This is a genomic window from Enterobacter sp. SENG-6, from assembly GCF_001605945.1.
GTDB lineage: Bacteria > Pseudomonadota > Gammaproteobacteria > Enterobacterales > Enterobacteriaceae > Enterobacter > Enterobacter cloacae.
The window spans coordinates 1-11,722 of the sequence record NZ_LOMM01000039.1 but is presented as its reverse complement, the minus strand read 5'-3'; the positions used below and the strand labels follow the sequence as shown (position 1 = coordinate 11,722).

Sequence of the window (11,722 nt, the reverse complement as noted above, 5' to 3'; positions counted from 1 at the left end):
CTGAACAGGAGGGACAGCTGATAGAAACAGAAGCCACTGGAGCACCTCAAAAACACCATCATACACTAAATCAGTAAGTTGGCAGCATCACCGGCGATTGTTACTCGTTTTGGACAAGTCAGCCTGAAGGAAAATCAGCGACGAACCGGCACTGATTATTTGCATCCTGAACGTCTGTCCTTACCTCTGACATTGCGACCATCCTTAAAGCCCGCTTTACGCAACATCAGACGTTAGTAAGTCATTCTCAATATTGCTCTAATCAAAGTGAATCCCCAGATCTGATGCAATTTATGCAAATCAAATGCTCCAGAAGACGGCTGGCAGACTATCAACAGGATATCTGTATGGCCACTCTTGCACTCTGCATTCCGATTGACGCCGCATCGTAAGTTGAAGTTTGCTAATCTTTGAGATGTAGTACCCTCTATACAGTGCGGATTTTAATTAATGGAATAAATGATTATGAGTGAAAATGATACAATCCAAAAGAAGTCTAAAAGCCAGATTAACAAAGCGGTATTCTTTACATCTGCTTTGTTAATTTTCCTTCTTGTCGCCTTTGCCGCTGTATTCCCGGATGTCGCCGACAAAAATTTTAAACTACTTCAGCAACAAATCTTCACGAATGCCAGCTGGTTCTACATCCTTGCAGTGGCCCTGATTCTACTGAGTGTCTCGTTCCTGGGACTCTCACGCTACGGTGATATCAAACTGGGTCCGGACCATGCGCAGCCTGATTTTAGCTATCACTCCTGGTTTGCGATGCTTTTCTCGGCAGGGATGGGGATCGGCCTGATGTTCTTTGGCGTTGCTGAACCTGTGATGCATTATCTTTCACCTCCTGTCGGCACTCCAGAGACCGTTGCGGCAGCGAAGGAAGCAATGCGCCTGACGTTCTTCCACTGGGGCCTGCACGCATGGGCAATCTATGCCATTGTGGCACTGATCCTGGCCTTTTTCAGTTACCGTCACGGTCTGCCTTTAACGCTGCGTTCCGCACTTTATCCCATTATTGGCGAGCGCATATACGGACCTGTAGGCCATGCGGTTGATATTTTCGCCGTTATTGGCACCGTCTTTGGCGTTGCGACATCGCTGGGGTACGGTGTTTTGCAGGTGAATGCTGGTTTGAATCATCTTTTCGGGGTGCCTATTAATGAAACGGTGCAGGTGATTCTAATCGTTGTCATCACTGGTTTAGCGACGATTTCGGTGGTGTCCGGCCTGGACAAGGGAATACGTATACTGTCTGAGCTCAACCTGGGCCTGGCAGTGCTGCTGCTGGCGCTGGTCCTGTGTCTGGGACCAACCGTGCTTCTGCTGAAGTCATTTGTGGAAAATACGGGCGGTTATCTTTCTGAACTGGTGAGTAAAACTTTTAACCTTTATGCGTATGAACCTAAGTCGAGCAACTGGCTGGGGGGCTGGACATTACTGTACTGGGGATGGTGGCTTTCATGGTCGCCGTTTGTGGGGATGTTCATCGCAAGAGTCTCGCGCGGTCGAACCATTCGCGAGTTTGTCACCGGCGTGCTGTTTGTTCCCGCCGGCTTCACGCTCATGTGGATGACGGTGTTTGGTAACAGCGCAATCTATCTCATTATGCACCAGGGGGCGGCTGATCTCGCCAATACCGTTCAGCAGGATGTCGCGCTGGCCCTGTTTAATTTCCTGGAGCATTTCCCGTTTTCTTCCGTGCTGTCATTTATTGCAATGGCGATGGTCATTGTCTTCTTTGTCACCTCGGCTGACTCCGGGGCAATGGTTGTTGATACGCTGGCATCGGGTGGCGTCGCTAACACGCCTGTATGGCAGCGAATTTTCTGGGCCTCGCTCATAGGGATTGTGGCAATCGCACTGCTGATTGCGGGGGGACTGAGCGCGCTGCAAACCGTGACAATAGCGAGCGCATTACCTTTCTCAGTGATTTTACTGATATCCATATACGGATTATTAAAAGCCCTGCGTCGGGATTTGACCAAGCGTGAAAGCCTGAGCATGGCGACTATTGCTCCGACTGCAGCGCGTAACCCGATTCCATGGCAGAGACGCTTGCGCAATATCGCTTATCTGCCAAAGCGCTCTCTTGTGAAACGCTTTATGGGCGACGTTATCCAGCCCGCCATGACGCTGGTTCAGGAAGAACTGAATAAACAGGGAACGATAAGCCATATAAGTGATACTGATGACGAACGAATTCGGCTTGAAGTCGATTTGGGCAATGAGCTGAACTTTATTTATGAAGTGAGACTTCGTGGCTATAACTCACCGGCTTTCGCCATGGCTGCAATGGACAATGACGAGCAGCAGGTTGAGCAACATCGATATTATCGCGCTGAGGTCTATCTGAAAGAAGGCGGTCAAAACTATGATGTGATGGGCTGGAATCAGGAACAGCTGATTAATGACATACTGGACCAGTACGAAAAACACCTGCACTTCCTGCACCTCGTTCGTTAATACAAAAATGCCGTCCTGCCGGGCGGCATTTATTTTCCCGAACTTAATACAAGGATATGCTGAATGATTTTACGCTGGCAATGGATTCTCAGGCAGACACTTAAAAAACTATGGTTCAGGGCAACGTTATTTGCAATGGTAGCAATAATAACGGCCCTTTTATCTATTCTTTTTAGATCAATGATCCCAGAGTCAGTATCAGTGAAGGTTGGTGCGGAAGCAGTTGATAATATTCTGAACATACTGGCATCGAGTATGCTGGCGGTGACCACATTTTCACTGAGTATCATGGTCACCGCTTACGGTTCAGCCACTACTAATGTGACGCCCAGAGCCACGCGTTTAGTTGTAGAAGACGTAACCACACAAAATGTACTGGCCACTTTTATCGGTTCTTTTCTCTTCAGCCTGGTAGGGATTATTGCCCTCAATATGGGAGCCTACGGAGAAAGGGGTAGAGTCATTTTATTCATTGTAACACTGGTTGTCATTGCCTTAATAATCATCACATTGCTTCGCTGGATACAGCATTTGACCTCTCTGGGCAGGGTAGGTGAGACAACAGCAAAAGTAGAACAGGCGGCGATCGAGACATTTATTGCGAGAGCAAAAAGTCCATGTCTTGGCGGATATCCATGGCTTGAGAACAATGAACAACCAAAAGGAACTGTTGCCGTATATCCGGAGAAAATTGGCTATGTTGAATATATTGACATGGTCAAGCTCGGCAGTCTGCTGAGCAATGATCCTCGTCATGTATATCTTGTGGCGCAGCCAGGCAGTTTCATACATCCATCGATGCCAGTTTTGTACCTGAGTTCTGGTCAGGAGTCATCAATCTGTACCGATTTACTTGAAACGATCATTGTCTCGGATGTGCGTTCATTTGCTCAGGATCCCCGATTCTGTCTCAGCGTCATGGCCGAAATAGCCTGCAGGGCCCTTTCGCCCGCAGTAAACGATCCCGGTACTGCGATTGATGTCATTGGCAGAGGTGTTCGAATACTCTCCGCTTACGCGCAGAATAAAATAGATGAAACTGAAGTGATATATCCTTCAGTACATGTTGCGCCACTTCAGATCAAAGACCTACTGGAAGACTTTTTCTTACCTGTTGCACGTGATGGTGCGAGTATGAGGGAGATTCAGATAAGAGTCCTTAAAGGACTGTCTATGCTGAGTAAGGGTTGGCCTGGGATGTTTGCTGAAGCCGCACATATACTGGCATCTGAAACATTAGAGCATGCAACTCGTACTGGTCATATAGCCCATGACGAATATCTTATAAAATCAATTTATTATAATTTATTCAGTGGCGAAAATCCTAAGGAAGGTGCGAACAAGTTCCTGATATGAGATCATCATATTCATCCGGAGCGCATCCCAGAGGGACATCATGAGCCATCAACTCACCTTCGCCGATAGTGAATTCAGCACTAAGCGCCGTCAGACCCGAAAAGAGATTTTCCTCTCCCGCATGGAGCATATTCTGCCATGGCAGAATATGACCGCTGTCATCGAGCCGTTTTATCCCAAGGCGGGCAATGGCCGACGGCCCTATCCGCTGGAGACCATGCTGCGTATTCACTGCATGCAGCATTGGTACAACCTGAGCGACGGTGCCATGGAAGATGCCCTGTACGAAATCGCCTCCATGCGCCTGTTTGCCCGATTATCCCTGGATAGCGCCCTGCCGGATCGCACCACCATCATGAATTTCCGCCACCTGCTCGAGCAGCATCAACTGGCCCGTCAATTGTTCAAGACCATCAATCGCTGGCTGGCCGAAGCAGGCGTCATGATGACCCAAGGCACTTTGGTGGATGCCACCATCATTGAGGCACCCAGCTCTACCAAGAACAAAGAGCAGCAACGCGATCCGGAGATGCATCAGACCAAGAAAGGCAATCAGTGGCACTTTGGCATGAAGGCCCACATTGGTGTCGATGCCAAGAGTGGCCTGACCCACAGCCTGGTCACCACCGCGGCCAACGAGCATGACCTCAATCAGCTGGGTAATCTGCTTCATGGAGAGGAGCAATTTGTCTCAGCCGATGCCGGCTACCAAGGAGCGCTACAGCGCGAGTAGCTGGCCGAGGTGGATGTGGACTGGCTGATCGCCGAGCGTCCCGGCAAGGTAAAAACCTTGAAGCAGCATCCGCGCAAGAACAAAACGGCCATCAACATCGAATACATGAAAGCCAGCATCCGTGCCAGGGTGGAGCACCCGTTTCGCATCATCAAGTGGCAGTTCGGCTTCGTGAAAGCCAGATACAAGGGGCTGCTGAAAAACGATAACCAACTGGCGATGTTATTCACCCTGGCCAACCTGTTTCGGGTGGACCAAATGATACGTCAGTGGGAGAGATCTCAGTAAAAACCGGAAATAACGCCAGAAATGGTGGAAAAAATAGCCTAAATAGGCTGATTCGATGTGTTTGCGGGAAAAAAATCGGCCCAGATCCGCGAAATTTTAATCAACGAGTCAGCTTGGGAAGACATGACCTGCTTATTCGCACCTTCCCTAATCATCACGGCGATTACGTTCAAATCCCCTGCGCCCTCTTGCTGCCCATTCAGCATTGAGTACCACGTAACGCTCCCAGCGTTCACGCAGCTGTGCGAGCTTTAGCGGTAATTCTTTGGTGACAAAGGCTTCCGGTATTTCAAAGTCATCAAGATGCCCTTCCAGGTATGCATGTACGCCTTCCAACACATCAATCAGAGTGATGTTGTTACTTTGTTGCCCTTCAAGAAGCGGCCCCTGCCAGCTATGCCAGAAGGCCTGATGGCGCAGACAGCTTTCGTCATTCGCGAGCCACCACAAATCCATAAAGATTCCTCGTGCAACTTTGAACGGCTGTTCATCAAACTGTTCGATGAGAAAGAAATAACACGGGATCTTGAGCGCGTTAATACGCGCAATTTCAATTTCAGCATCACGGCGCAAGGCAATCAGATTGCTAAAGCGCGAGCGCATACAGGCGACAGGGTTCAACACCCTTACCTTTTCATTCATTTCAGGCATACCGGGGCCGGTTGCTTCTACATAAAACGGGGCGGTATACAGGTAAAGCTTTTCCCCCAGAAAATCAGAACGGTCAAAGCCTCCGGGTCGGTCGATAATATCCACCACATTTGGCTCGTCAGGCGCATCCGGTACGGCAAATAAGCGTCCATCATCCCGTTTGATATCGTGTGTGTCCTGATCGATAAGCATAAACTGTCCAAGGGATGGGGGCTGGCCGTCTTTGTTCTCCCACGTCTTAACGTTGAGCGTTTTTGCTATAGCCGCAATATCATCTTTCCGGGCGCTGTAGTCGCAGTCAACAGAAGTGGTGAGACGCTCATCAGGCAATCTGTCGCCATATTGTGCATGATAATAGGATATCCAGTATTGCACAGCCTGACCGCCAACTGTGATAACGGCATGTTTGAACTGGTCAGCGTTGCAGATCAGCTGCTGATTTAGCAGGTACATCTGCTCATAGGGGGGAATAACGTCTTGAACAGGCATAAAAAAACCATCAGCGAATGATGGTTTATTGTGCCTCAAAGTTCAGGATCAGGCAAAAGCGATAGTATGAGAGAATTTGCTACTGGCTGACTTACTGAAGCGGCTTTTCACGGCAGGTTTGTAACCGGCACGACCACGCAAAACCTGCACCGCTACGGCTTCGTAGCGTTCATGCTGCTTTTGTTTAGCTTGTGCTGGAGACATAATTTTGTACCTGACGGTAGTTATAAACAAATAAGTTGCAGTAACTATACGTCACGAATCTACGTCACGCAATAGTGTACTATTGTTGCAACTTCGATGTACTTCCAGATTACAAAGTAAGTCCTGATCTCTTAGCAAATGTGGTGAACAGAATTGCCATTCCTTCAGCGGATTGTGTCGGGGGTGGATGTCAATCTGGTAACTCCGGGCTGACTGCATCGCCACGCAGGCGCATGATGGTTTGTCGTGAGGTCCCAAACTCGCGGGCAATGGCGCTGATACTGGCACCTGCTTTCAGTTGTTCAAGCGCTGCCTGCCGCTGTTCCTGGTTAAGCGCCGGCGGCCGGCCAAACCGTTTGCCTGCTGCCCTAGCCCTTGCCAGGCCGGAATGCGTGCGTTCAATCAGCAGGTCCTTTTCAAACTCAGCCACAGCCGAAATGACCTGCATGGTCATCTTTCCGGCCGCGCTGGTGAGGTCCACGCCACCCAGCGCGAGGCAGTGTACGCGAATACCGGATTTATCCGGTTGCTAGATCGCATGGAAAATGGGGATGTACTGATTGTCACCAAACTTGACCGTCTGGGTCGTAATGCGATGGATATCCGAAAAACAGTAGAGCAACTGGCGGCTTTAGATATTCGCGTTCATTGTCTCGCACTCGGAGGCGTTGACTTGACCAGTCCGGCCGGAAAAATGACTATGCAGGTAATTTCTGCTGTAGCGGAGTTTGAGCGGGATTTGCTGCTTGAGCGAACGCATTCAGGTATTGCGAGGGCAAAAGCGGCTGGAAAACGCTTCGGTCGCCCTCCCATCCTGAGCGAGGAACAAAAGCAAACAGTGACAGAGCGCCTAAATGCTGGCATCAGTATCAGTGCTATTGCCCGGGAATTTAATACCACCCGCCAGACTATCCTTCGGGTAAAGGCTGGATTGCTGCAAGAGTGAGCGGCTGGGAAGATTATAAAAAAATCAAATGGTTATTATGAAATAAAACAGCCTTCTGGGTTCTTTTCCCCCTATTTTTTATAAAAGAGTAGACAAAAGAGGTTCGCGATATTAACCTACCAACTAGATGGTTGGCACTGATTACACCAGCTATAACTTTTATCAAGAAATTACAGGAGCCATTATGTCTACTACCGTTAAACCTTCTGCAGACGCAGCTGCGATCCACAATACCCGTGAAGCAGTTCGCAGCCAGCCTGGCCTGGGTAACCTGACTTTCCAGATGAAAGCCCGTTCCAGCGGCGGATTAACCGTTCGCACAGAGACCGGCGCCACAATCCAGAACGGCGTTATCGATACCAGCCGCGTGGGGAAATTTTCTAATATCGGTGATGAACCCGCAGGTTTACTCGGCACCGATACCGGCATGAGCCCGACTGAATACATCATGCAGGCGCTGGCTGGCTGTTATACCGCCACCCTCACCATGATGGCTGCTGAAAAAGGGATCGACCTGGACGGTATCGAGCTGGATCTTAATTTCGATATCAACCTCAACGGCTTCCTTGGGCTGGACAGCAACGTGCGTAAAGGTGCGAAATCTATTCGCGTCGATGTTCACCTTACGAGCAAGACCGCCAGTCGCGAGGAGTTAGAAGCGCTGGTCAGCGAAATGCAAAAGAATTCGCCAATCCACGATACTCTGGCTAATCCGGTTGAAATGATTACACGCCTGGCGTGATGTCAGAGATGTAATGCTGCCATTCAGAATGCAGGATGGCAGTGACGTTCAGCTCTGCACGATACTGAGTCAGTGATACAACTTGCTACGGAAAAATAGCAACAATATAATCTATCAACTAGTAGATTATATGGAGTAATTATGACAACCATGACACGGGAACGGCTGCTCAGCGAAGCAGAACACCTGATGCGCGAAAAAGGGTATTCAGCATTCAGCTATGCTGATTTATCAAAAATAGTGGGTATCACCAAGGCCAGTATTCATCACCATTTCCCGACCAAAGATATTCTGGGTGAGCAGGTGGTAATACAGGCGTTCTCTGATACGCAACGCGTATTTGAGCAGATAGAGGCTACTGAGAAAAGCGCGGAGAAAAGAATTGCGGCCTACATCGATATCTTCGCGCAAAGCCATAAAGCTTCACTACTGCCACTGTGTTGTGCGTTGTCAGCAGAGACCGCCAATCTGCCTCAGGCAATTACTGTACAGACATCACTTTATTTCGATATGCAAATCGAGTGGCTCACAAAAGTCGTCAGGGCGGGCATGGAGTCAGGTGAGTTTTCATCCCATGCCGAACCATCAGATATTGCTTTGATGATCATTAATGTCTGTGAAGGCTCAAGCGTAGTGGCGCATGCAACGGCCAGACCCGAAGTCTTCACCAACAGCCTTAAGTATATAAAACTGCTTCTTAATACCCCACATTCAGGAGAATGACACTATGCTGGACTGGAACAACTATCGCTCAGAGTTAATGCAACGTTTAGGCGAGTTGGGCAAACTGACCCCCGAGACCATGAAAGGCGTGGTTGCCCTGGGCAACGCAGGTAACAAAACTGACCTTTTAGGCGCAAAAGTGCGTGAACTCATTGCCCTGGCGTGCGCAGTCACAACTCGCTGCGACGGCTGCATTGCTTTTCACGCCGACGCCGCTGTGAAAGCCGGTGCAACCGACGCTGAAATTGCTGAAGCGCTGGGCGTGGCGATTAACCTCAACGCTGGCGCTGCGGTCATTTATTCAGCCCGCACTCTGGATGCCGTCGGTCAGGCACGCGGTTAAGCATTAATAAATTCCACGTTAAAAGGGCATTACTGCCCTTTTTTTATGTCCGCAATCGCCTGAGCATATACCGATGCAGGTTTCACACCCGGTATGCGTTTAACTAATTGCCCTTCATGAAATATCAGCACAGACGGCAGCCCCCAGATCTCGTATTTGGTTGTCAGCACCGGCGCCTGATCTACATTGACTTTCCCCACCTGAATATCTCCATCGAGCCGGTCTGCAAACTGACTGAACATTTCTTCGCTGGCCTGACAGGGCGGACACCAGGGTGCAGAGAAACGTACCACCGATATTCCTTTGTACTGCTCTATCTGGCGGAAATTATCTTCGTTATAAGCTGTTAATGTACGCATGGTGATGACCTCGCAAAATGAGTGACAATTCAGAAATGGCTGCGTTATGACAAAAAAATACGGCACACCCGTTGACCTACCTACTAGATGGTTGGTATATTGCCATCCATCAGATGTTTATGCAACTCCAGTGCGCGACGTCCGGTCGATGATACTTCCGGGTTGTGCAAATCCCTGCCGGGATACTCCTTTTTGTTTCTGTGAGGTATACGATGAGTAAGCTTTTCACCCCCTACAATCTGTCTGGCCTGGCGTTAAAAAACCGTGTAGTCATGGCACCGATGACCCGCACCCGCACCATGAATGACGTGCCGGATGAGGTCGTGGCTTTGTACTATGCACAGCGTGCTTCTGCTGGCCTGCTCATCACCGAAGGGATGCCGGTTTCAGAAGAAGGCCGGGGTTACCTCTATACCCCTGGTATCTACAACGACGAACACGTCCAGGGCTGGCGTAAGGTGACACAAGCGGTTCACGCCAAAGGTGGCCGTATTTTCGCGCAGCTCTGGCACGTCGGCCGTATGTCTCACGTCTCTCTTCAGCCAGGCCACATAGCGCCGGTTTCAGCGGGCACCGTTCAGGCGGTCAATACCACCGTTTTTGCGCTGACCGAATCCGGAGAACCGGGCCCGGTTGTACCAAGCCAGCCACGCGCGCTGGAAACGCATGAAGTGAAACGCATCACTGCAGACTTCGTGCACTCCGCACGCCTGGCGATGGAAGCCGGCTTTGACGGTGTGGAAATCATGGCTGCAAACGGATTCATCTTTGACCAGTTCCTCAGTAGCGAACTGAACACCCGCACTGACGAATACGGCGGCTCGGTGGAAAATCGTCAGCGTTTCCTGCTGGAGACCATTGACGCCGTGGCGGAAGCCGTGGGTAACAGCCACGTTGCCGTGCGCCTGTCACCGTTCGGCCGCATTTATGACCTCGCGCCGTATGAAGGTGAAGAGCAAACCTGGTCAGCCATCACCGACGCGCTCGGTCAGCGGGAGCTGGCTTACGTACACCTTTACTATCAGCCGGTGTACACCAAAGCGCCACTTCCGGAAGGATTCCGCCGCCGTTTTCGCAACACGTTTAAAGGCACCATCATCGCTGCCGGCGGTTTCACCCGTGATATCGCAGAGCAGGCTCTGGAAGATGATGAGCTGGATCTGGTGGCATTTGGTGTGCCCTACATCGCTAACCCGGATCTGGTTGAAAGAATGCAAAACGGCTGGCCACTGGCAGAAAGTGACCGCGCCACCTACTACGGCGTCAGTGGTTCCCCGGAAAAAGGCTATACCGATTACCCGGTCTGGCAGGCGCAATAAATCCCATACGGTCGCGGTTCTCTGATAAGTGAGACCCGACCGCCCAAGGTCTTTGAGGAATCATTATGCAAACGCTGAAACCCACCCTCACCATCGATATCTGGTCAGATTTGGTCTGCCCGTGGTGCTGGATTGCTAAGAAAAGATTTGAACAGGGTCTGAATCGCTTTGAATTTCGCGATCAGGTGGTGATCCGTCATCACAGCTACCGTCTGGCCGGTGGTACTCCCGCTATGCCTTTTAAGGATGCCATCGTTAAAAAACTGGGCAGTCAACATTCAGCGGAGCTGATGATGAATCAGGTGGGCACCGCCGGTAAATCTGAAGGTCTGATCTACAACTTTGACGGCATGATGTTTGGTGATACAGAAGATGCACACACCCTGCTGGTTGCCGCGCGTAAGGCCGGAATTGCGGACGCGGTGGAAGAACGTTTTTATCACGGCAGTATCACCGAAGGTCGCTCTCTCTTTGACCGTCAGCAGCTCGTTGCAATGGCCGTAGAAGCCGGTATGGAGAAAGCTGACGCCGAAGCCGCTCTGGAAAATGACGATTTTCGCGCCACCGTTTCCGACGATGAAGCCCACGCACAGTCTATTGGCCTCAGCGGCGTTCCGGTTTTTGTGATGAACGAGAAATACGCCATCAGCGGGGCTCAGGGGGCAGACAACTTTTTGAATGCCCTGCGTCAGGTCTGGGATGAACAGCAAACCGAATTTTCAGCCACAGCGGGTCAGACCTGCGGAACGGATGGCTGCAGCATTTAATCCGTCAACCGCCGGCAGTTTCACGCTGCCGGCAACGTCTTACCCACCAGTAATGGAGTCTGAAAATGAATACATTTTTCAAAGGTAAAAAACTGCTTGTCGTCGGCGGCACCAGCGGCATGGGTCTCGCCGTGGCACGCATGGTACTGGAAGCGGGCGGCAGTGTGGTGCTGACCGGGAATAAAAAAGACAAAGCCGAAGCGGGGCTTTGTTGAATAAATCGAACTTTTGCTGAGTTGAAGGATCAGATCACGCATCTTCCCGACAACGCAGACCGTTCCGTGGCAAAGCAAAAGTTCAAAATCACCAACTGGCCCACCTACAATAAAGCCCTCATCA

12 protein-coding genes and 4 pseudogenes are annotated in these 11,722 nt (G+C 50.3%); 12 read left to right on the top strand and 4 right to left on the bottom strand.

What is annotated here, in order from left to right:
- Window positions 1-465: 465 nt before the first annotated feature.
- From AX755_RS17725 to AX755_RS25980, 4 genes and pseudogenes are all read left to right on the top strand, one after another.
- Window positions 466-2,463, top strand: a complete 1,998-nt coding sequence (locus AX755_RS17725; protein WP_008502232.1) for a BCCT family transporter — start codon at window positions 466-468, stop codon at window positions 2,461-2,463.
- Window positions 2,464-2,526: 63 nt separating this feature from the next.
- Entirely contained in the window at window positions 2,527-3,819 is a 1,293-nt protein-coding gene (locus tag AX755_RS17720) for a DUF2254 domain-containing protein (protein WP_023304011.1), read from the top strand.
- Between the two features lie 40 nt (window positions 3,820-3,859).
- Window positions 3,860-4,840 (top strand): annotated as a pseudogene (locus tag AX755_RS17715) (IS5-like element ISKpn26 family transposase).
- Window positions 4,822-5,049 (top strand): hypothetical protein, encoded by a 228-nt coding sequence (locus AX755_RS25980; RefSeq protein ID WP_306292279.1) that lies wholly within the window; start codon window positions 4,822-4,824, stop codon window positions 5,047-5,049. The pseudogene AX755_RS17715 and the gene AX755_RS25980 overlap by 19 nt, the downstream one beginning before the upstream one ends.
- Here the strand turns inward: AX755_RS25980 and AX755_RS17710 are convergent.
- The 3 genes and pseudogenes from AX755_RS17710 to AX755_RS17705 form a co-directional block, all read right to left on the bottom strand.
- On the bottom strand, window positions 4,988-5,980 hold the full coding sequence (locus tag AX755_RS17710) for a hypothetical protein (RefSeq protein ID WP_166791864.1): 993 nt from the start codon (window positions 5,978-5,980) through the stop codon (window positions 4,988-4,990). The genes AX755_RS25980 and AX755_RS17710 overlap by 62 nt on opposite strands.
- Before the next feature lie 48 nt (window positions 5,981-6,028).
- A complete protein-coding gene (locus AX755_RS25605; RefSeq protein WP_000074143.1) occupies window positions 6,029-6,184 on the bottom strand; it encodes a hypothetical protein in 156 nt (51 codons plus the stop codon).
- 190 nt (window positions 6,185-6,374) lie between these two features.
- A pseudogene (locus AX755_RS17705) lies at window positions 6,375-6,701 on the bottom strand (recombinase family protein); the annotation flags it as partial.
- Between AX755_RS17705 and AX755_RS17700 the strand changes: the two are divergent.
- The 4 genes from AX755_RS17700 to AX755_RS17685 all read left to right on the top strand — a co-directional run bounded on the left by AX755_RS17700 (window position 6,684) and on the right by AX755_RS17685 (window position 8,938).
- Complete coding sequence (locus AX755_RS17700; protein ID WP_370464783.1) at window positions 6,684-7,130, top strand: recombinase family protein; 447 nt, start codon at window positions 6,684-6,686, stop codon at window positions 7,128-7,130. The pseudogene AX755_RS17705 and the gene AX755_RS17700 sit on opposite strands and share 18 nt — an antisense overlap.
- A 184-nt stretch (window positions 7,131-7,314) precedes the next feature.
- Window positions 7,315-7,872, top strand: coding sequence for an OsmC family protein (locus AX755_RS17695; RefSeq protein ID WP_000108589.1), 558 nt, complete (start codon window positions 7,315-7,317; stop codon window positions 7,870-7,872).
- Between the two features lie 141 nt (window positions 7,873-8,013).
- Window positions 8,014-8,595: a TetR/AcrR family transcriptional regulator gene (locus tag AX755_RS17690; protein ID WP_023304048.1), complete on the top strand. Its 582-nt coding sequence runs from the start codon at window positions 8,014-8,016 to the stop codon at window positions 8,593-8,595.
- A gap of 4 nt (window positions 8,596-8,599) precedes the next feature.
- Entirely contained in the window at window positions 8,600-8,938 is a 339-nt protein-coding gene (locus AX755_RS17685; RefSeq protein ID WP_000888080.1) for a carboxymuconolactone decarboxylase family protein, read from the top strand.
- Between the two features lie 29 nt (window positions 8,939-8,967).
- On the opposite strand, the gene AX755_RS17680 is transcribed toward AX755_RS17685, so the two are convergent.
- Window positions 8,968-9,297 (bottom strand): thioredoxin family protein, encoded by a 330-nt coding sequence (locus AX755_RS17680; protein WP_008502229.1) that lies wholly within the window; start codon window positions 9,295-9,297, stop codon window positions 8,968-8,970.
- A gap of 212 nt (window positions 9,298-9,509) precedes the next feature.
- Here AX755_RS17680 and AX755_RS17675 point away from each other — a divergent pair, with 212 nt between their 5' ends.
- From AX755_RS17675 to AX755_RS25400, 4 genes and pseudogenes are all read left to right on the top strand, one after another.
- Window positions 9,510-10,616 carry an alkene reductase gene (locus tag AX755_RS17675; protein ID WP_006687059.1) on the top strand — a complete coding sequence of 369 codons (1,107 nt, stop codon included), beginning with the start codon at window positions 9,510-9,512 and terminating at the stop codon, window positions 10,614-10,616.
- A 65-nt stretch (window positions 10,617-10,681) separates the two neighbouring features.
- On the top strand, window positions 10,682-11,383 hold the full coding sequence (locus tag AX755_RS17670) for a DsbA family oxidoreductase (protein ID WP_008502228.1): 702 nt from the start codon (window positions 10,682-10,684) through the stop codon (window positions 11,381-11,383).
- Between the two features lie 65 nt (window positions 11,384-11,448).
- Window positions 11,449-11,586, top strand: a pseudogene (locus AX755_RS24730) (sugar dehydrogenase); the annotation flags it as partial.
- Between the two features lie 33 nt (window positions 11,587-11,619).
- Window positions 11,620-11,722: pseudogene (locus AX755_RS25400) on the top strand (IS5/IS1182 family transposase); the annotation flags it as partial.